We start from the raw sequence: 20322 nt of genomic DNA, 5'->3' as shown, positions 1-20322 counted from the left end.
GGACGGGACCGCGTCGCCGGTCGCTGGTCCGGTACGGGGTCAGAACAGCAGGGACACCGGGCGGCCCAGGTCGAGCAGGGAACGCGCGTAGTCCTCGACGATCATCGGGCGGTTGAGGGCGGTGTGCCTGCTGCCGATCTCCAGGTCGCGCCAGTACCGCTGGAGCGGGTTGGCCTGCGCGAAGCCGCTGGTGCCGCCGAGGTCCAGCAGCAACTGCACGGCCTCGCGGGCCCGTTGGAGCGAGGTGACCATGTGCATCCGCAGGCGGGCGCGTTCGGCGGGGGTGGCGTCCTCGCCCTCCTTGACGGCGTCGAAGCCCTCCGCGACGTGCAGCATGTGCAGGACGGCGGTGTCGACCAGGTGGGTCGCCTCGGTGAACTGGTGCTGCACCGAGGTGGAGTCGACCGCGCGCTCGTAGATCGAGAAGGCGAGCGGCTTGTGCTCGGCGAGCTTGGCCGCCACCAGGTCCAGCGCGCCCATGGCCGCGCCGACCAGGGACGACAGCGAGTGCAGGTTGCCCTTGATCAGGATGGTGGCGGCGATCGGCGACTCGGGCTCGCCGTCCGGCTTGAGCGGCGCGAACTGCACGAACCGGTCGGGCACGAACAGGTCCTCGGCGACCATGGCGTGCGTGCCGGTGCCGGACAGGCCCGCCACCTTCCAGGTCTGCTCGATCCGCAGGTCGGTGGGCGGGGCCAGGAGGTTGGCGACGCCGACGTGCTTGTCGTCCTCGTCGAACACCGGCACCCACGCCAGGAACGCCCAGTCGGAGAACTCGCAGCCGGACGCGTAGGGGAAGCGACCGTTCACGCGGAGACCGCCGGGCACCCGGTCGGCGCGCAGCTTCGGGTCCAGGCTCGCCGCGGACAGCATCACGGCGTCGGGGTCGGCGTCGTAGATCTCGCGCACGCCGGCCTCGGGCATGACCATGACGAGGTCGACCGAGGCGGCGTGGTTGGCGGCGATCCAGCCGGTCGACGGGCAGCCGCGACCGATCTCGACGAGCACCCGGACCTGGTCCCGCATGGGCAGGAACCAACCGCCGTGCTCGCGCGGCGTGCTCAGCCGCAGCAGGCCCGCGGCGCGCAGCGCGACCACGTTCTCGTCGGCCACCCGCGATTCGTGCTCGGTGCGCTCGGCGTTGGCCCGCAGCAGCGGGATGAGATCACGGGCTCGACCGATCAGCTCCTCGGTGGTCGGAGTCGGTTGGGCGGTGCTGAGCGACATCGGGTTCCTCCTCCGGGGCGTCGCGGCGTGCGGACACCCCGGCGAACGGTAACGACGTTCCCCACCGGGCCGTCCACCCCGCCGTAATCCGCGGCCGATTACTTCGCAGAGAACGGGCCGAGGATCTCCGGAGCGAACCCGGCGGGGGGCGGGGGCGGGACGCGGTGGCGACGGCGATGGTGGCGACGACATCCGACGCGTACGTCGGGCGGCACCTCGCGGCAGGTCCGAAGCCGGCAGGTCGGCCGGTGGTGCCGCCGGGAGCGCGACCGGCGCGGTCCCGTACCGCGTCCTGTCGATGTGCTGTCGATTTACGTCCACGACGAGATCGATGCGATCCGCCGCGGATTGGGAAGGCTCAGAGTATAGCGCGAGTTCACCTCCCGAGGGAGTGCGACATCCCACTTCCTGCATGTTCGGGAGCACTTCGCCGCACCGGCCGGGCGGTCCACTAGGATCGATTCGAGGCACCCTTCGAAATTTCGCCAGCCCTGCGGAATTCAGCAAAAGGCCGAACGGCCTACCCGATACCCCGTCTGGAGCCATATGGAATTCCGCGTCCTCGGGCCACTGGAGGTCGTCCACGACCACTTGCCCGTCCCGGTGAACGGGGTGCGACAACGGGCGATCCTGGCCTTCCTGGTGCTGCATTCGGGTACTTACCTGACAGTAGGACGACTCGCGCGCGCCCTGTGGGAGGACGAAGAGCCCGCGACCGCCCGCAAGGTCCTCCAGAACGGGATATCCCGATTACGCAAGGCGCTGTTCCGCCCCGCCGCGGCCTTGCCGCTCGAACTGCGCACCGGGCCACAGGGGTACATGCTGCGCGTGCCCGCCGCGGCCCTCGACTCCGCTCGTCACCACGAACTGGTCGCCACCGCGCGGCGGGACCTGGCCGAGCGGGACTTCGAGTCGGCGTCCCGACACCTGGGTCTGGCCCTGGACCTCTGGCGCGGGGACCCACTGGCCGACCTCGCCGAAGCGGGTTTCGCCTGGCCGGAACTGGCCGCGCTGCGGGAAAGCCGGTGGCAGGCCGTCGAGGACCGGATCGCCGCGGAACTGGTGCTGGGTCGCGACCGGGGCGTCATCGCGGAACTGGCGGTGATGACCGAGACCGATCCGACCCGGGAGCGGCTGTGCCTGCTCCAGATGGTCGCGCTGCACCGCAATGGCCGGTCCGCCGACGCCCTGGACGTCTACCGGCGCACCCGCTCGGCGCTCACCGACCATTTCCAGACCGCTCCCGGCGAACGGCTGCGCCGATTGGAACAGGACATCCTGATGCACCGCGCCGGGCAACCGGAACACTGCACGGCCGAATTGCTGGCCGCCTGAAGCGCACGCGATGCCCGGTTCCCCGTCCGGTCACCGCCGGCCCTTTCCGCGTTCACCTGACCGCTCTTCACCGCGGAGGGTGTGCGCCACGCATTTCCCCGGCGCTCCCCCGTGCCCCCTGCACTGATTCGGCAATGCGGGAAGAACGCCGACCACCACCCCGTCCCGCATTTCTCGCCCGCGAACCCGAGTGGAGGCCCTCATGAGCACCGCCCGATGTCGCGACGAACTCAGGTTCGACGTGTTGGGTCCGCTGGAAGTCGTCCGCGACGGCAGGCCGTTGCCGATCGGGAGCATCAAGCAGCGGGCCGTGCTCGGCTACCTGCTGGCGCACCCGAACCAGGTCGTGGCGACCAGCCGGCTCATCTCCGCGCTGTGGAACGGAGCGGCGCCGCCGTCGGCGCGCAAGATGGTGCAGAACGCGGTGTGGCGACTGCGCGCCCTGTTCGGCGAGCGGCCTGGTTCCGCGTCGCTGCACTCCCGGCCGCCCGGCTACCTGCTGGAGGTCGACCTGGCCGCGGTGGATTTCTTCCGCTTCGGCGAACTGGTCGCGGCGGGCCGCGACAGCGCGCGCGAGGGCGCGGTGGCGAAGGCCGCGCTGCTGTGGCGCGAAGCGCTGGACCTGTGGCGCGGCCCGATGCTGTCGGACCTCGTGGAGGCCGGCATCTCGTGGCCGAAGGTCAAGGCGACCGAGGCGGTGCGGCTGGACGTGCTGGAGGAGTACTTCGACGCCGAACTGCGGTTGGGCAGGCACGAGGTGGTGCTTCCCGACCTGGAGTCGGTGGTGCGCGCCGAACCGAGGCGGGAACGCCTGGTGGGACAACTCATGCTGTCGCTGTACCGCAGCGGACGGCACGCTGACGCGCTGGCCGCGTTCAGCTCGACCCGGGCCTACCTGTCGGGGGAACTGGGCCTGGAGCCCGGACGGGACCTGCGGGAACTCCAGAAGGCGATCCTGGCGCACGACCCGGCGCTGACGCCGACGCCCGCACCCACCGGTGTGCAGGTGGTGACGCCGCCCGCTCCCCCTTCCCCCTTCCCGGGAGCGCCGCCCGTGCGCACGCCCCTCCGGGCGGTCGACGACGTGCGGGAGCTCAAGGAGGTCATCACCGCCCTGTTCCACATCGCGGTGGGACCCGAACACGCCGACCTCGAGGAACTGGACGCCTCGATCGAGGCCGTCCACGACCTGGTGGCCGAGCGGGCACGGCACTTCGGCGGCACGGTCACCGGACGGATGGGCTCGCTGTGGTCGGTGACCTTCGGGGTACGGCGCGGCCGCGACAACGAGGCCATGCGCGCGATGTTCGCGGTCATGGCCGTTCGGCACGGCCTGCGCCTGCACCACCCCGGCGAACGAGTGCTGGTCCGGGCGGTGGTCGACTCGGGCGAGGCGCTGGTGCACCACCGCGACGACGGGACGCTGCGCGTGGTGGGCGCGGCGTTGGACCGGTCGTACTCGGTGTTGCCGCTGGTACCGCCGGGCGAGCTGTGGGTCAGCGACGTGGTGCGGGAACAGATCGCGAGCCGCTTCGACTGCGAGCGCACACCGTTCTCCGGTCGGCTGTGGGCGGTCACCGGTGTGCGGTCCGGGCACGGGGGCGGGCGACGGGAACTCCTGGAGCGCGACGACGAGGTGCGGGCGCTGCTGGCGGCGCTGGACGGCTCGCCGGGACTGGTGCTGGTCACGGGTGGCAGCGGCGCGGGCAAAACCGCGCTGCTGGCCGAGTTCGAACGGCGGGCGGGGCAGCACTCGCCGCAGGCCCTGCTGGTGTCGATGCAGCCGTTCACCGTCGACGAGTCGCAGGTGGGGCAGCTGGCACCGTTCCTGGCCCGGTGCTGCGGCATCGACGAAGCCGACCCGCCCGGGGTCGCGCGTGCCCGGCTGTGGGCTGTCGTGGAACGGGTCGTGGACCACACCGGGGCCCGGCGGGTCTTCGACGCGCTGCTGGTGGCGTTGGGGCACGTGAGCGGGCACGAGCGCACCGCGGGCCTCGACGAGGTGGTGGCGGCCTGGCGGACCCTGCTGCGCGGGCTGGCCGCGGAGCGCCGGGTGGTGGTGCTGGTGGACGACCTGCACGCCGCGGACGACACCGCCCTGCTGGCCGTGGACGCCTTCCTCGATCAGGACAACGGGCCGCTGGTGGTGGCGGTGGCGCGGCCGGAACTGTTCGACCGGCGGCCTCGGTGGCGGGCCGGGGCCGTGGAGCTGCCGCCGCTGAGCGACGAGGCGGTGGCGTGCGAGGTGCTGGACCTGGTCGCCGAGCACGGGGGGCACCCGACCTCCGGTCCGACCGTCCGCGAACTGGCGCGGCTGGTGGTGGCGCTGGCCGACGGGAACCCGATGTTCGCGGTGGAGCTCACCCGTACCGCACTGGCCGCGGTCGACGGCCCGACGTGCCCGTCACCGCGGGACCTGGTGCCGCGTGCGGTGCACCGCGTGCTCGCCGCAAGGCTGGACGGCCTGCCCGACCGGCTGCGGCAGGTGCTCCAGGACGCGGCGCTGACCGGCGACGTGGTGCACCTCGACGACGTACGGGCACTGCGCCCGGACGACGCGGGCACAGCGGAAGCGCTGGAGGAGTTGAGCGAGTCGGGAATGCTGTCCGCGGTGGCGACCGGCCGGTACGTCTTCCGGCAGCCGTTGCTGAGGGCCATCGCCCGCACGCGCGTGCCGTGGAGGACGAAGGCGGCCCGCCCGGCACCGCGAACGGAAGTGCTGCCGGGCGGGCATCACGAGACACCGGAACTGCTGCTGCTGCTGCGGTCGACCGTCCAACGCCTGCGTGCCGAGACCGCGTCGAGGCGATGAGCCGCGTGGGGGCCGCGCCGCTCGACGGCGGCACCGGGCCGTCCCGGAGCACACCGGCGACTCACGGTCGTGCGGCGGAAGGCGGAGGAATCACACCAGCGCCGCCGAAGGCGGACCGCTCTCCGGGCACCAACTCGGTGCCCTGTTCGACCGCTCGGAGCCCTGGGTTCGCGACCGCATCGCCGAGGCACGCCACGACCCCGTCCCGACTGCCACCGGACGCACCCGACACCCACACCCGTGTCATGCCGCAGCGGGGTCTACCTCGTGATCGGCTCTGGCGCACTTCCGGCAGCGCGTCCCGCACGGCCTGCGCGCAGGCGATCGAGCCGTCCCGGCACACCACCTCGACCCCCCGGACGCGCCCGCAACCACCCGGCCACCACCTCGTCGCCGCGTCCGGGCAGCGCGTCGATCCGGGCGTCGGCGTCGATCCCCGGCACCCGCGGCACCGCTCGATCCGGTAACGGGACACCCAGCAGGACCCGCACCGCGGTGTCCCGCCCGACCGCGATCCCCAGCGCCGGCAGCAGCCGGCCGGGGGCCCTGCCCGCCGGCTCGCGCACGACACCGCGGAGCTGGTCATCGAGTCGGACGGTGCGTCGCCGGTACCGCTCGACCAGACCCGGTACCTGCTCCCGGAACACCCGGCGCGCACATTCCGTGACAGGGCAACGCATTCGACGTATCCGCGCCCTGACCAGCTTCGCCACCTGAGCCATAAATGATCATGACAACCCTCGACCCCGTCACGGACTGGGTGGCCGCCGCACCACCACCGGGAGTGCGCCAGAGCCGATCTTGAAACAGCTCCGTTGAAGGTGCAGACGGACACCCGGCTGACCCGTGATCCGCTGAACGAGTCGGACGGTTGCGGGTTGGCTGTCCGGACTTACGCGGTGGTTTCCGTGCTCGGGCGTGACTGGTCGCCGCTGTGGTCGCGAAGGCCGTGGACGTCGGATCTCTACTGCACCCGTGCGGCCTCCTGATTCCGCCCCTGCAGCCGGTAGAGCGCGGACGCTGCCCGCCGGCGGTCGTGGGCTTCCTGATGTTCGCCGAGGTCGTACAGCGCTTCGGCCAGCCGGTCGAGGAGATCCGCTTGCAGGTAGGTGTTGGTCTGCTGGTGGGATAGCTCCAAGGCGGCACGGAAGTGCGTCGCGGCATTGCGCGGATCACCGGTACCGAGTGCGATCAGTCCCAGGACGAACACGGAGTTGACCTCGCCGTCGCGGTCACCGTGTTCACGCTGCACGGGCAGCGCGGCCAGGCAGTGCGCGGTGGCCAGCTCGTGACGCCCCAGGCGGACGGCGCTGTTGGCGGCGACGGTGCGGATCTTGGCGGTCCACAGCGGGCTGTCCGGTGCTGTCACCGAGCGCAGGGCGTGGCCGGCGCTGCGCAGCGCTTCTGCGTACCGCCCCTGGTGCATCCAGGCCAACGCGAAGGCGAAATGGGTCTTCGACAGGTAGGCGGGCTGGTCGAGGCTCTGTGCCCTGTGCAGCGCGGTGTTCAAGTACCGCACCCCCTCGTCGTGCTGCCCGGCGCTGCACAGCGCCTCGCCGAGGAAACGGTGGACATTGCAGTGCAGCACCGGGTCTTGCAGGTGTCGCACTCCTGACAGGGCGATCCGACACGCTGTGACGTGGCTTGTGAAGTCCGCGGACATGTGGTGGAAGGGATACAGGGCGAACATGAGCAGGTACGCGGTCAGGTGGTCCCCCCGATCCGCGGCCACGCGTTGGGCAGCCAACGCGCACGCTTGCTCGCGGCGGAACCACGCCCACGCCTGCTGCTGTGAGTCCGGACGTTCGGGAACACAGCCCGGCTCGGCGGGCGCCGGGGATCTTCTGGAGGCGTGCGGGTGCACCAACCGTGCCGCGATGTCGGCCGTGTGCACGTAGTAGCCGATCACCCGACGCTGCGCGGCGTCGGCATCGGGCACGGGTAACGCGGCGGCGTACTGGCGGATCAGGTCGTGCATCCGGTAGCGGCCATGGGCATCCTGCTCGACCAGTGACGCCTGTTCCAGCCCGTGCAGCGCCGCCCTGGTGTCGGCAGGCGCAAGGCCGGTGAGACTTGCCGCTGCGGGAAGGCCGATGTCGGGACCGGGTGCGGCCGCGAGCAGGGCGAAGGCGGTGGCCTGCTCGGGTGGCAGGGCGTGGTGTGACCAGGACAGGACGGTCGGCAGGCAGGCGGTGGGATCGGCGTCGCCCAGCATGCCGAAGCCGAAGTCGCGCAGTTCGGCGGTAAGAGTGGCCAGGGGCAGCTGCGGCCGCATGGCGGCGCGGCTCGCGATGACGCCCAGCGCCAACGGCAAGCCGCCGCACAAGCGCACCAATTCCCGCACTGCGGTCGGTTCCGCTCCGACGCGGGCCGGACCCAGCCGAGCGGTCAGCAAGGCGTGGGCTTCGGACTCGGTCAACATGTCGAGAGACACGTGTCGTGCAGCGCGACCGGTGACCAATGCCTGCAGGTGGTTGCGGCTGGTGATCAGCGCGGTGCAGGTGGAACTGCCCGGCAGGAGCGGGATGACCTGGTCGGTGTTGGCGGCGTTGTCCAACACGATCAGCACCCGTTTGTCGGCCACCAGGCTGCGGAACAACGCCGATCGTGCGTGCGTGTCGACCGGGATCTGTTCCGAGGACACGCCCAAGGCGTTGAGGAAGCCGCACAGGGCTACCGCGGGATCCATCGGTGCGCCGTCGGGACTGAAGCCGCGCAGGTCGACGAAGAGCTGCCCATCGGGAAAGTCGTCGAGGTTGCGGTGCGCCCAGGTCAGTGCGAGCCAGGTTTTGCCGATACCGCCGGTACCGACGACCGCAGCTGTCGCCACCGTGGTGACCGAAGGGGTCAGCGCGGCGTCGAGCCGTTCGACGTCCTCACTGCGACCGGCGAAGGCCCCGGGCGCGGCGGGCAGTTGGCGTGGTACCACCACCGCCTTCGCCGTGCTCACAGCAGCGGAGGACGGTGCGGGTTCGTCGAGGATGCGCCGGTGCAGGTCGCGCAGCGCGGCACCGGGGTCGACACCCAACTCCTCCACCAGTCGCTCGCGCAGCCGCCGGTAGTGCTCCAAGGCGTCGGCGGTGCGCCCGGCGTGGTGCAGCGCCAGCAGGTACTGGCCGGCCACCCGCTCGTCCAAGGGGTGCTCCTCCACGCGCGTGGCCAGCTCGGTCACCAACTCCTCGCCCTGTCCCAGGCGTAGCCGGGCGTCGACCAACTGGTGCGCGGCGGCCAGCCGCTCACGGCCGAGCCGGTCTCGTTCGGCGGCCACCCATTCACCGTTCAGGCCGGTCAGCGCCTCTCCGCGCCACAACCCCAGCGCCTCGGTCAGCAACGGCACCGCGACGGCGTCGTCGGCCTCGCGGGAGCGGGCGTTCAAGGCGCGGAACCTGTGCAGATCGACGCTGAGCTCCTCGACCGCCAGCAGGTAGCCTCCCGAACGGCGAATCACTTCCGCAGCTCGCGCCCCCGCCAGCACCCGCCGCAACCGCGAAATGTAGGTGGCCAACACCGCCCGCGCCTTCGTCGGCGGATCTTCACCCCACACCCGGTCGACCATGCGTTCCACCGGTACGACACGACCGATGTCCACCGCCAGTGCCGCCAACACGCACCGCTGCCTGGAAGGCCCCGGATCGACGCGGAGGCCATCCACGTGTACGGCCACCTCACCCAGCAAATGTACTTCCAGCACCGCTCCACCCCCACAACCAGCAATAGCGGGTCGAGCAGCACGACGCGAAGGAGTTGCAGGCGATTCACCTCAACGGCCCAGGCCGTCCGGCCGGCGACGTCGACCGTGCGGACCGCGCGTTGGTCGAGTCCGCCTGGCTGGCCTCATCCGCGCGGAGCGGGCGCGGTGTCGGTCCAAGGCACGGGCGGAACGGTGCGCACCCCGTTCAAACGCCACGCCACCCGGCCACGGCTGTCACGCGGTCAGAAGGCGGCCAACCGGGCACGTGCCCGCATCCGCGCCCTCGACGAACACGCCGTGTCGCTGCACGACACGCCGCTCGGGTAACGCTGGAGGGGTTCGAGGTCGTCCCCGAAGACCGGGCACCGGGTCACGTGCGGACGATCGCGGGCTTCGGCTCACCTGTCGGTGTCGATCAGGACGAACATCTCCTCGTCGGAGGCGCTCGCCAGGTCGGGCTGCGTCGTCGTCCTCCAGCGGACGAGGTGCGGGCCAAGCCGGGCACCGGCCCGCAGGGCGTGCTCAGCCTCCGCGTCACCCGGTAGCCCGAAAGCCCGGTACCGCGGAGAGGTATCCGGGCTTTCGCGCACGCGGCGTCCCTGAGCCGCCTCAGAGGCCGCGGACCGGCCCACCTCAACGCGACCAATGCGCGGACGCCGTGGCCCCGGCGCAGTCGGTGAGCGTCGTCCAGGCGCTGATCGACCGGCACTCGTTCATCGGGCTCGAAGTGGTCAGGCTGGTGTTCGACGCGAAGCGGAGCTATTGTCAATACCTGTGGATCAAGGTGGTTCAGGCCGCTGATGGTGGGGACTGGTCGTCGGGTCGTTCTACCGGCAGACCGTTGATGAACCGGGTGCCGGCTCGGACCAGGGCGACGAGATGGGGCGCGTTCACCAGACGCCAGCGTGCTTGAGCGGCTTCGATCAGCTTGAACGCCATCGCCAGACCCGCAGCCCGGGAACCGGGCCCCTTGGTGACCTTCGTTCGGTGTCGCACTGTCGCGAAGGTCGATTCGATGGGATTCGTCGTGCGGAGATGGATCCAGTGCTGGGCGGGATAGTCGTAAAACGCGAGCAGGACATCGATGTCGTCGGTGATCTTCGCGGCGGCTTTGGGGAACTTCGCCCCGTAGGCGGCCCGAAAGGAGGTCACCGCGTCCAGGGCGTGCTGGCGATCCTCGGCGTTCCAGATCTCCGCCAGGGCCTTCTTTGCCCCGGGATGGGCGGTTTTCGGTAGCGCGGCAAGGACATTGGCAATTTTGTGGAACCAGCACCGCTGCTCTCGTGCCTCGGGGAACACCTCGCGCAGCGCGCCCCAGAACCCGAGCGCGCCGTCGCCGATCGCCAGCACCGGGGCGGTCATCCCGCGCCGCTTGCATGCAGTCGCGCAGCAGATCCGCCCACGACTCGGTGGACTCGCGGTAGCCGTCGGTCAGGGCGACGAGCTCTTTACGGCCGTCCGCGCGCACTCCGATCATCACCAGGAGACACAGCTTGTGCTCCTCCAGGCGGATGTTGACGTGGATCCCGTCCGCCCACAGGTACACATAGTCCACACCGGACAGGTCACGCTCGCAGAACGCGCGTTGTTCGGCCTTCCACTGCTCGGTCAACTTCGTGATCACCGGACCCGACAGACCCTTCTCGCTGCCAAGGAACTGCCCCAGAGCGGGCACGAAGTCCCCGCTGGACAGGCCGTGCAGGTACAGCAACGGCAGCACTTCGGTGATCTTCGGTGTCTTGCGTGCCCAGGCGGGCAGGATCGCCGAGGCGAACCTCTTGCGTTCACCGGTGTCCGGGTCGACGCGCTTGTCGTTGACCCGCGGCGCGGTCACCTCCACCGCGCCGGCGCTGGTCAGCACCTCGCGGGGCCGGTGGTGACCGTTGCGCACCACCAGGCGGTGACCGCGTTCGTCGCGTTCGTCGGCGAACGCGGCGAGATAGGCGTCCACCTCGGCCCGTAGCGCTTGGGCCAGCATTCGTCGGGCGCCCTCGCGGACGATCTCGTCGATCAACGACGACGAGCCCGCCGCGACCGGCCGGTCGTCACCGGATGCGGGGTCAGGGACTACTGTGAGCACGGGCGTGCCTTCCCGACCGACGCGCCAACGTCGGCCTGTTTGAGACCTCTACTCGATCACCGGGAAGGTACGCCCTCCCTCGGCCGATCCACAGGTCTCAAGCATTGCTCCGCGAAGCGATTGCACACCCGTTCCGATGACGCAGGAGCTGTTCACCGGCATCGAGGACACTGAGGTTTTCTCGGTAGAACCGCACTCAACAACGCCCGGCGCGGACTTCCGTTGAGAGACCTCACCGAACCAACAGTGCCCACATCCATTCCGGGCGGGCCCTCCCCCAGCAGGTACGCAGCCTTCCCCGCGCGAGCGAGGGGTGCCCCGCTGGCGAGACGTGGGCGTACGCGTGGGACCCGACCTTCCCATGCGAGCGGGAGTGGTCCGTTTTTCGAGGTGGTACTCGATTCAGAAGACCGCGAGCGGGATCGTCCGGTGCGCGGAACGGTTGAAGGATCAACGGGTTCTGCGGCACCGAGCGCATCCAGAAGGACCTCGGCCGGCTCAGCCCGGAGTCGACCCGCCCGACTTCGACGCCCCACAAGGTCAGGCCGGTTCGACGTACCGCCTCCGGCGACCACCACATGGGCCGTTGGGGACGAGCCGACCGCCGTCCAAGTGGATGTCAAGGCTCCGGGAGAAGTTCAGGGAACTCGACGGCCCGAGCGCGGCAACGGCATCATCGGACACCGGGTGGAACCACACCGCGTCGAGCGGACATGAGTTGGCATGGACCCAGTTGAGCCTGCGGAGACCGACGAGTCGCTGTGGCGGCGGGCAGCCGCGGGCGACCCGACGGGCATGGGCGCGTTGTTCGAGCGCCACGCGGACACCGTCTACAACCACTGCTTCCGGCGGATCGGGAACTGGAGCACGGCCGAGGACCTGGCCTCGGTGGTGTTCCTGGAGGCGTGGCGGCAGCGACGCAGGCTGCGGCTGTCGGCGGCCGGATCGGTGCTGCCGTGGCTGCTCGGGATCGCGAACAACGTGATGCGCAACCACACGCGGGCGCTGAGGCGGTACGACCGGGCGCTGGCCCGGTTGCCCGCCGCGGCGCCCGAGGTGGACCCCGCCGACGAGGCGGCGCTGCGCGTGGACGCGGAACTGGAGATGGCCACGATCCTGCCCGCCTACCGCCAGTTGCGCCGGGAGGAGCAGGACGTGCTGGCGCTGTGCACCTGGACCGGCCTGAGCTACGAGGACGCCTCGATCGCCTTGGGCGTCCCCGTCGGCACCATCCGCTCCCGGCTCAACCGGGCTCGCCGACACCTGCGCGAGCTGCTCGACCGGCCGACCACCTTGGAAAGGGAAATGCGATGACGGACTCCTTTGGCCAGATCCCCATGGCACCGCGCCGGCGCGAAGCCCGCCGAGGGCACCTCATGACCGTTGTGGCCGAGCGGTCGACGTCCCGCCGCCGGGCGGTCCGCTGGGCGGTGCCCGGCGCGGTGACCGCCCTGATGCTCTCCGGGGGCGTGGCCGTGGCCGCGTACGTGGTGTCCCAGCAGGCCACCGTCCGCGAGCAGGTCCACTGCTACACCGAGGCGGACGTGAACGGCTACCGCAGCGACGGCGTGGGCGCGACCGCCGAGGGCAAGCCCGCCGACGTCGCCGACGAGGCGGTGGCCCTGTGCCGGCAGCTGTGGGAGTTCGGTGTGCTGACCGAGGGCCCGGCCGCGGCGCAGGTGCCCCCGCCGGAGCAGGACCCGAAGGCGGGTCAACCCGCCGCCAAGCGGGTCGCGCCCCCGCTGGTGGCGTGCGTGGTGTCCGACGGGGTGGCCGGGGTGTTCCCCGGCGACACGGCCACCTGCATCCGGCTCAACCTCCCGGAGTTGCGCGCGCTCGACAACTGATTCCCCTGCGGCCGGCCCCCGGGGAATTCCCCGGGGGCCGGCCGATCTCACGCCACGCGGCATTGTGCCGTCGTGTTCAGCGCTTTGTTCCAGAGGTCTACGACCAGCGGATGCACTCGGTGCGGTCGCGGGCGGTGCCCATGTCCGCGGAGGAACCGACGTAGCCGAGCATGAGCCCGGTGCAGTTGGAGTAGTCGTACATCCGCTGGTAGCAGTTGTTGTAGCCGCGGAACGAACGGATGTTGTTGTTCCAGTTGATGCCGCCACTACCGCTGTAGTTGGGCAGCGGGTTGTACTGGTAGTCGGTGTCCCCGGTGGTCGTGGTGCAGGCGGTCGCGCCGGAGAAGGTCAACGACGGGGTGCCGTAGTTCTGCAGGTAGTACTCGATGCCGATCACCACGGCCATCGTCCCGGGGTCCGAGGCGTTGATCTCCTGCGTCAGCTTCGCGTCCTGGATCACGGCCCGCATGTCGGCCGGCGCGCTGGTCACCCGGCCGCCGGTGGCGAAGGAGATCGACTCGGTGGCGGTGGTGAAGCACTTCACCGCGCCGGTGCCCACGGACACGACGCAGTGCTGCGCGTCGCCGGTCGGGGCGGGCTTGCCGTCGGCCGCGGAGGCGGACGGCGCAGCCGCCACCCAGGCCAGGCCGAACAGCAGCCCGGCGAAAGCGGCCATGATCTTGGTTCTTCGGTTCGCGCTCATAATAATTACGACTCCTGTGCGTTGCACGACGATGGATACGGGGAACCACTCGCCGAATACCGCCGCAAGGTGCCGCCAAGAGTGACGGACCAATCGGCTTATTCACTCGTCGTGTGGAAAATCCCCCGTGCTCGATAGACATCCAGCGCGGCAAGTATCAACAAGTATCGGAGACCGAGGAATAGGCCGAACAGGTCGAATAAAATTCCTTCACATTACCGTCCCATTGGGAACCCGACGCACCCGTGGGATGACCGGACGCGAATTAACGATAATGCCATCCAATGCGCCCGCAGCGATACGATTAATACGGACAAGAGGCTCCGCGCGATGCGGAGAGCAGGTCCGCGGGCGCCGGGGAAGGGCACTTCGACCCGGATCGGGTCCCGAAAACGCGAGGCGCGCGATCAGCAAACGTGAAATATCGGCCCGTGCGCAGGACCGGGGAACCCGCACACGGGACTTCCGCAGTCGGCACCCGTGACGACGCCAGCCGGAGACGCGGCCCCGCACCCCGCGGCGGCAGGACGCACGCCCCGGTCCTGTCCAGCCTGACGGGACCCACGCGGGCGGCACACCCCGACGACGATCATGGAGACCAGCCATCAGCCCCTCGGCCCCCGCCCCGGCGGTCGCGCTCTACCGACCCCGCCCCGGTACGACGATCAAGTCGGTGGCCCGAGACCTCGGGGTCAACCACAAGACACTGCGCAACCGGATCCGCCTCAACGACGGCCAACGCACCACCGGGCCAGGAGCCGCCGCCACCGCGACCGTGCCGCCGTCAAGTTCACCGGCGGACAAGAACGCTGCGCAGGCGGTTCCGCGAGCCGGAGAAAACGCGACATCCCGCGCAAGGCGGCCCAGCACTCCGCAGGAAACGCGCCGGCGAACCGCTTCGGATTCGTCTCCGACCGCCGACGCCGCCATGGCGCGAAGCGGTCGTGCCAGATCGTCGGATCGCCCGGTCCAGCCACCACCACAGGAAGACCATCACCACCGAACTGCACGGCACCCCGTCGACCACAAGCGCATCGCCCAGGTCATGCGCGGTATCGGCCAGCCGGGCTGCGGCTACGCCACCGGCACCACCGCGATCAAGGCCACTGACCTGCCCAGCACTCACTACGTCGGCGACACAACGTATCTACCGATCGCCGGGGTCACCAGGTCCATGGGCGCGGTGGGCAGCTCTGCGGTCAGCGCCGCCGCCGAAAGCCTCAACGCCTCCTCCAAACGCGAGCTCCTCCAACGCGCCCAGACCTGGGACAGCGAAAGAGAAGTACGCCTGGCCGTGTTCGACTGAGCACACCGCTACAACACCCGCCCCCCGCCACTCCCCTCGGCCAGGCATTCCCGATCGACTACGAGAACAGCCTCACCCCGACACCGGCTACACGTGCCCCACGCCACACAACCCCATGCCCAGCATCCAGGACAGGGCTCCAGGGCACACCCATCCCGGCGCGAAACACCTCCCAGCCTGCCGCTTCCGCCCACACCCTCCAAGCAGGTCCCGCACCGCAGCCAGACGGAGCCCTCCAGATGACGACCTCACACCCACCACAGTCCACCCCACCGTGACCTGCGCAAACCTTCCGACGACACCCGAAGCCCACCCCCGATTTTGGTACTCGGGAACGATCATGTAATCTATGCACACACCACGGCGAAAGCCGAAGGTCCGGGTGGCGGAATGGCAGACGCGCTAGCTTGAGGTGCTAGTCCCCGAAAGGGGGTGGGGGTTCAAGTCCCCCCTCGGACACTCAAACGTGGGGAATTCCCCACTACCCATCATGGCAGTACCGGCCCCCGACCGCAGCACGCGGTCGGGGGTTCAAGTCGCTTCGACGGCAGTCCGCCCTCCTGCGGGGTGGCCACCTTGAGTGATCGGATCATCCCCGCGCTCGTTCCCGGCCGAACGACCCGCCGCGCCCCCTCGGGCGCGCCGTCGGATCCGGGACGGACGCCCTCGACAGCGGGGACGGGCATCCCTGCGGCGGAACCGCTCGTACCCCGGGAATTGGATCTGCGGCGCACTCCGGCACCGGCTCCGGGCGAGCTTCCGCCGATTCGGATGCGGCACCTGCGCCGGTATTCCACGTCGGTGTTCGACCACAAGGGCCGGTTGACGTGCGGGATGTTGTTCGACGTTCTCGGCTGGGAAGCGGGAACGCGGATCGACATCACCGCGCAGGCCGGGACGGTCGTGGTGCGCCGCGCCCGCGGCGGCGAGTACGAGGTGAAGAGCCGCCGGTTCCTGCACATCCCCGCGACCGTCCGGCACTGGTGCTCCTTCGGCCAGCGTGAACTGGTGCTGCTGCGGGCGGTGCCGGAGCTGTCGGCGCTGCTGATCTTCGGCCAGGAACGGCTGGACCACGCCCTGCCCGACCCACGTCGACTCGTGGACGCGGCTCGCGCCGTGGGGGTCCAAGTTGGCGGTCCCGGCGATGGCCCCTCTGATCGAGCCGCGGAGGCGGGGGCGTCGGCGTCGCCCGTGTCCGGATCCGTGGAGTCGGGAGGTGGGCGTCGTGGCTGAGGCTGTTCCCGACCCGGCCGACGTGGCGATGGCCACGCAGCTGCTGGCGCGGATGAACCTGCGCATCGAGGACCTGGTCGACCTCGACGCGTTGGTGGCCGAGCGCGCGGGAGTCGGCGGCGGTGAGGTTCCGACGGTGCGGCGCGTGCCGACGTTCGCGGAGTTCGTGCCGGTGGTCGAGGGTGCGGTTCCGGCGCCCTCGCGGCGGGTGTACGGCACCTACTGGCGCAAGATCGTCGAGGTCTGGGGCGAGCGAAGGCTGGACGAGGTCACCGTCTCCGACGTCCAAGGGATGTTCGAGCTCATCAAGGCCGGGGTGGTGAAGCGGCGGTCGGGCAACGGCGGGCAGGGCGCGGCCGAGCACACCTACAACGCGTTGTTGTGCCTGTACCGGTACGCGATGGACGAGGAACTGCTGTCGCTGCGACAGAACGTGATGCTGCGGGTGGCGAAACCGAAGCGGGTGAGGTCGCGTCGACACAGCCTCGATCCGGATCTGGTGGCGAAGATCCAGGAGGTCGCCTCGACCACCGGCAACGATCCCGGGCTGGACGCGCTGCTGCTGAGGTTCCACATCGAGACCGCGGCCCGACGCGGCGGCGCGCTCGGGCTGCGGCTGCGGGACTTGGACCGGGAGCAGTGCCTGGTGCTGCTTCGGGAGAAGGGCATGACGTCGCGGTGGCAGCCGGTGTCACCGACGCTGATGGACACCCTGCTCCACCACGCCCACCAGCGCGGTGCACGGGACGAGGACAGCCCGGTGCTGCGGTATCACGACGGCACCGCGCTGACCCGCAAGCGCTACGAGACCCTGTGGGGACGCATCGGCAAGCACGTGGACACCGTGCACACCCAGATGATCAGCACCCACTGGTTGCGGCACACCACGTTGACCTGGGTGGAGCGCAACTTCGGGTTCGCGGTGGCGCGGGCCTACGCCGGGCACGCCGAGCCCACCTCGAACAAGCACGGCGCGACCTACACCTACGTCAAGGCCAGCCTGGCGGAGGTGTCCACGGCGTTGCAGGCGATGACCGGCATCCGGCACCCGCTGGCGATCGTCGGGTACGAGGAGGTGGAGGAACACCCATTGCGAGCAGTGCTCGTCGCGCCACAGGCGCCGTAGCGAAAGCGCAGGCTGCCCGGCCGTTGAACGCCGGTCGGGCAGCCTGCGCCAACGAGCCGTAGCTGCTTGTGCGAATTGGTGCTCAGCGATCAGGAGTGGCGAACCGTTCGGCACCACGCTTGAACTGCAGCTCAGCCGGGCGGTCTCGGGCTGACCCGCCTGATGCCGCAGGCGATCATCTTAGTCGCTGATTGTGGTTACTTCTGCGGGGCGTTGGGTCCTGGCGGTGCCCTGAAGCGCGTTCAGGTGTCGAGGGAGTCCCACTCCTCGCCGAGTACCCAGCGCAGGGCGGAGAGTTTCCCGTTCCACATGCCCCACTCGAAGTCGCTGTCGACTGGGTGCAGATCGGGCCGGGCGGCGGTGACGCGCTCGGCTGCCGCCAGTGCCATCTCGTAAGTGTTCTTGGTGGTGCGGTCGTCCTCGCCGTGCTCGTACCGGTAGCGGAAGAGTAGGTGCCGTTCGTACCAGACGCGGTCGAAGAACTCCTTTTCCGCGTCGGAGATCTCGGCAAGGGTGCGCGGCTCCTCTTGGAAGTCGGACTCCTCCACCAGTTCGTCGAACTCCTCGCCGAAGTGCTGCTGAAGGGCCAGCGCGATGCCCTCGATACCCCGGTGGTAGCTCGACGTGACGGCGGCGCCAGGGGTGCTGTTCGTGAAGAACTCAGCGATGTCGGGGTGTGGTTTGCGGTGATCGTCGGGTGCGGAGAAGTCACGATGGTTGGAGGTGATGAAGCACAGTTCGGCTCCGGTGCCGGGGGCGGTGGCGCGTACCGCAGTGGCGTAGAGCTCGATGATCATGGCGTCGGCGGTGCTGTTCTTCGTGCCGATGAACGGAGCCTTCTTGGCGATACCACGCTCGACCACCCGCCGGTGCTCGTGTTCACCTGGTACCAGCGGCTCGCCGTTGGCGAGCAACTCGGCGATCTCGTCGAAGTTACGAGTCGTCATGGCCCCGATCAGAGGCACCTGGTGCTCAAGTCCGCGGACCAACGCTATCGATGCTGCTTGATCCGCGCCGCCGTACTCAGCGAGGTCTTGGCGCAGCAGGCGGAAACGGTCGGAGACGCTACTTGTCATCGCCGTCTCGATCCGACTGCGGTTGCGCGTGTACTCATCGAGTACCAGCTGCGGCACCAGAAGATCGAGCCTCCGCTGATGGTGCAGGACCCGGATCGGCACGATCCATTTCTGGCCGTCGCGTCGTTTGGCGAGGTCGAGCCACGCACTCGTGTCGATCAGCAGCCGGAGCACCTCAGCATGCTACTGAACACAGCGCCATCAGCAGGCCAGCTAATCCGCCAGCCTCGGCCCCGTCCGGGATCGACCAGCGAGGCTGGTTTGCCGAGGCCGTAACCCGCGCCGGACAGGTGCTCGGAACATGAATCGACCCGCCGGCCCTGCTTCCCTCTCACCACCGTCGAACCGTGATCAGCCAGCCCTCAGCTCGGAACACCCGCTGCACCTGATCCACTATGCACGACCGCCGGGCGTTCGGACATGCGCGGCCCTGTCGCCCGTCGGGCGCCTCGTCGGATTCATCGAGCGGGACCGTCACGTGGTGTGGCATCCTACTGAGCTTGCTTCCAGGTCGGCCCGACCACCTCGGTCGGCAGCAGGCGATGAGGGAGCCAGTCGATGATCACCCGCACGCTGGACGAGTTGCGCACGCCCGACGAGCGCGCACAGCTCTTCACGCCCTACGGACTGGGCGTCAGCCACATACTGACGCCGGAGTCGGCTCTGGCCCATCAGCACGCGATGCTGGACGGCACCGACCTGGTGGACGAAGTCGCCGAGAGCACCCGCCTTCGGTTCGAGCGCGTACGCACCCTCTACCTGCGCGGCGTGCTCGACTACGAGTCCTTCACCGTCGCCGACGACGACGCCCGCCTGGTCGTCGAGCACGCCCTCCGCGACCGGTTCATGGCCTTCTACCGGCACCGCATCGTCCTGGTGAACACCTCCAGCGGGCGGAAACGCACCAAGCAGGTCGACTCGTTCGAGAAGGTCCGTGCCACCTTCACGCGGCGAAACAGTCAGTGGAAGCTCCAGTTGACCACCGGCGGCGTGCTCGACGAGTTCAACGGCATGCTGAACGACCTGTGGAACTGGGCCCGCGCGGAAGGGCTCCTACCCGGCCAACGAACCAGAAGCATGCAGCTCGTGCAAGTCGCGCTGCGCAACGCCGTCGCGCATCCTTCCGGCTACCACCTCGGCACACCCGTCGACGCCGCCCGGGTCATCCATGACCTGGCCGAGATCATCAACTGCCTATGGGGCGCCCGCACGCCCGGCGGGCGCCTGCACCCCGCGCCCGTGCACCGGTCGGTGCAGCTCATCGTCTGGGACCACACCGGGCGGGTGAAGATCGGCGACGTGTCCTCCGTGCCCACCGAGGACATGGCGATCGACGCCACCTGCCTGGTCGTCCGGGCGCAGGTCGACGACCGCGACGAACTGCTCGGGTTCGATCCCCGGTTCGAGACCACCCGCTACCCGGTGGAGCTGCTCTGGGGACCGGGCACCGCCGAGCAGGCACGGGCCTGGGTCCAGGCCCACCGGCCCGAGGACGACGAGGTCGACACCCTGGACCGCCACTTCGTGATCCGCCGCCACGGCGACCGCGTCGGCCCACCCCGCAGCACCGCGGTCACCGCCGGACTGCCCAGCGACCAACGGGCCGGCACCTGGTTCCTGGTCAAGGCCGACGACCCGCTCAGCGCCTTCAACCACATCCGCAACCAGACCGACGCCACCAGTGCCTGCACGAACACCGAGCCGTGTAGGAACTGCCCCGCCCACACCCTGATCGAGGGCGACTGGGACACGATCCTCCACTACGCCACCCAGGCAGGGCTCGACACACGCCCTGCGGATCCTGCTCATATCCGGGTGCCGTTGCCGCTGCCTCCATGGCCGGGATCCTGACCGACGCCACCGCCGCGCCCCACTCCGGTGTCCGG

The 20322-nt window shown here is 69.7% G+C and carries 12 protein-coding genes, 1 tRNA gene and 2 pseudogenes; 10 read left to right on the top strand and 5 right to left on the bottom strand.

The window, feature by feature from the left end:
* Nucleotides 1-39 precede the first annotated feature (39 nt).
* Nucleotides 40-1227 carry an acyl-CoA dehydrogenase family protein gene (locus tag ACR807_RS09240; protein ID WP_438920805.1) on the bottom strand — a complete coding sequence of 396 codons (1188 nt, stop codon included), beginning with the start codon at nucleotides 1225-1227 and terminating at the stop codon, nucleotides 40-42.
* A gap of 546 nt (nucleotides 1228-1773) precedes the next feature.
* Between ACR807_RS09240 and ACR807_RS09235 the strand changes: the two genes are divergently transcribed.
* Nucleotides 1774-2562: an AfsR/SARP family transcriptional regulator gene (locus tag ACR807_RS09235; RefSeq protein WP_438920804.1), complete on the top strand. Its 789-nt coding sequence runs from the start codon at nucleotides 1774-1776 to the stop codon at nucleotides 2560-2562.
* 202 nt (nucleotides 2563-2764) lie between these two features.
* Complete coding sequence (locus ACR807_RS09230; RefSeq protein WP_438920803.1) at nucleotides 2765-5374, top strand: ATP-binding protein; 2610 nt, start codon at nucleotides 2765-2767, stop codon at nucleotides 5372-5374.
* 964 nt (nucleotides 5375-6338) lie between these two features.
* On the opposite strand, the gene ACR807_RS09225 is transcribed toward ACR807_RS09230, so the two are convergent.
* Nucleotides 6339-9065: an AfsR/SARP family transcriptional regulator gene (locus tag ACR807_RS09225; RefSeq protein ID WP_438920802.1), complete on the bottom strand. Its 2727-nt coding sequence runs from the start codon at nucleotides 9063-9065 to the stop codon at nucleotides 6339-6341.
* A 174-nt stretch (nucleotides 9066-9239) separates the two neighbouring features.
* Between ACR807_RS09225 and ACR807_RS09220 the strand changes: the two are divergent.
* Nucleotides 9240-9362, top strand: a pseudogene (locus tag ACR807_RS09220) (IS5/IS1182 family transposase); the annotation flags it as partial.
* Nucleotides 9363-9854: 492 nt separating this feature from the next.
* On the opposite strand, the pseudogene ACR807_RS09215 reads toward ACR807_RS09220, so the two are convergent.
* A pseudogene (locus tag ACR807_RS09215) lies at nucleotides 9855-11145 on the bottom strand (IS256 family transposase).
* Nucleotides 11146-11868: 723 nt separating this feature from the next.
* On the opposite strand from ACR807_RS09215, the gene ACR807_RS09210 reads away from it, so the two are divergent.
* Together ACR807_RS09210 and ACR807_RS09205 are read left to right on the top strand one after the other, a co-directional pair.
* Nucleotides 11869-12459 (top strand): RNA polymerase sigma factor, encoded by a 591-nt coding sequence (locus ACR807_RS09210; protein WP_438920801.1) that lies wholly within the window; start codon nucleotides 11869-11871, stop codon nucleotides 12457-12459.
* 62 nt (nucleotides 12460-12521) lie between these two features.
* Nucleotides 12522-12992 carry a hypothetical protein gene (locus ACR807_RS09205; RefSeq protein WP_438920800.1) on the top strand — a complete coding sequence of 157 codons (471 nt, stop codon included), beginning with the start codon at nucleotides 12522-12524 and terminating at the stop codon, nucleotides 12990-12992.
* Nucleotides 12993-13089: 97 nt separating this feature from the next.
* Here the strand turns inward: ACR807_RS09205 and ACR807_RS09200 are convergent, their stop codons facing one another.
* Nucleotides 13090-13668, bottom strand: a complete 579-nt coding sequence (locus ACR807_RS09200; RefSeq protein ID WP_438920799.1) for a hypothetical protein — start codon at nucleotides 13666-13668, stop codon at nucleotides 13090-13092.
* A 700-nt stretch (nucleotides 13669-14368) separates the two neighbouring features.
* Here ACR807_RS09200 and ACR807_RS09195 point away from each other — a divergent pair.
* From ACR807_RS09195 to ACR807_RS09180, 4 genes are all read left to right on the top strand, one after another.
* Nucleotides 14369-15001 (top strand): hypothetical protein, encoded by a 633-nt coding sequence (locus tag ACR807_RS09195; RefSeq protein WP_438920798.1) that lies wholly within the window; start codon nucleotides 14369-14371, stop codon nucleotides 14999-15001.
* 376 nt (nucleotides 15002-15377) lie between these two features.
* Nucleotides 15378-15460: transfer RNA gene (locus ACR807_RS09190), tRNA-Leu, on the top strand.
* Between the two features lie 342 nt (nucleotides 15461-15802).
* Nucleotides 15803-16234: a hypothetical protein gene (locus ACR807_RS09185; RefSeq protein WP_438920797.1), complete on the top strand. Its 432-nt coding sequence runs from the start codon at nucleotides 15803-15805 to the stop codon at nucleotides 16232-16234.
* Nucleotides 16227-17360: a tyrosine-type recombinase/integrase gene (locus ACR807_RS09180; RefSeq protein WP_438920796.1), complete on the top strand. Its 1134-nt coding sequence runs from the start codon at nucleotides 16227-16229 to the stop codon at nucleotides 17358-17360. Before ACR807_RS09185 ends, ACR807_RS09180 begins: the two co-directional genes overlap by 8 nt.
* Before the next feature lie 242 nt (nucleotides 17361-17602).
* On the opposite strand, the gene ACR807_RS09175 is transcribed toward ACR807_RS09180, so the two are convergent.
* Complete coding sequence (locus ACR807_RS09175; RefSeq protein ID WP_438920795.1) at nucleotides 17603-18610, bottom strand: PIN domain-containing protein; 1008 nt, start codon at nucleotides 18608-18610, stop codon at nucleotides 17603-17605.
* A 384-nt stretch (nucleotides 18611-18994) separates the two neighbouring features.
* On the opposite strand from ACR807_RS09175, the gene ACR807_RS09170 reads away from it, so the two are divergent.
* A complete protein-coding gene (locus ACR807_RS09170; RefSeq protein ID WP_438920794.1) occupies nucleotides 18995-20287 on the top strand; it encodes a hypothetical protein in 1293 nt (430 codons plus the stop codon).
* Nucleotides 20288-20322: the final 35 nt, after the last annotated feature.

This window comes from Saccharothrix sabaoui, from assembly GCF_051756985.1.
GTDB lineage: Bacteria > Actinomycetota > Actinomycetes > Mycobacteriales > Pseudonocardiaceae > Actinosynnema.
The sequence above is the reverse complement of the archived record's forward strand: the minus strand, read 5'-3'. Positions and strand labels throughout refer to the sequence as shown.

What these genes read in the sequence shown, in the direction of transcription:
- ACR807_RS09210 (WP_438920801.1), top strand. Translation starts at nt 11,869, where the DNA reads ATGGACCCAGTTGAGCCTGCGGAGACCGACGAGTCGCTGTGGCGGCGG.
- ACR807_RS09205 (WP_438920800.1), top strand. Translation starts at nt 12,522, where the DNA reads ATGACCGTTGTGGCCGAGCGGTCGACGTCCCGCCGCCGGGCGGTCCGC.
- ACR807_RS09230 (WP_438920803.1), top strand. Translation starts at nt 2,765, where the DNA reads ATGAGCACCGCCCGATGTCGCGACGAACTCAGGTTCGACGTGTTGGGT.
- ACR807_RS09170 (WP_438920794.1), top strand. Translation starts at nt 18,995, where the DNA reads ATGATCACCCGCACGCTGGACGAGTTGCGCACGCCCGACGAGCGCGCA.
- ACR807_RS09200 (WP_438920799.1), bottom strand. Translation starts at nt 13,668, where the DNA reads ATGGCCGCTTTCGCCGGGCTGCTGTTCGGCCTGGCCTGGGTGGCGGCT.
- ACR807_RS09235 (WP_438920804.1), top strand. Translation starts at nt 1,774, where the DNA reads ATGGAATTCCGCGTCCTCGGGCCACTGGAGGTCGTCCACGACCACTTG.
- ACR807_RS09240 (WP_438920805.1), bottom strand. Translation starts at nt 1,227, where the DNA reads ATGTCGCTCAGCACCGCCCAACCGACTCCGACCACCGAGGAGCTGATC.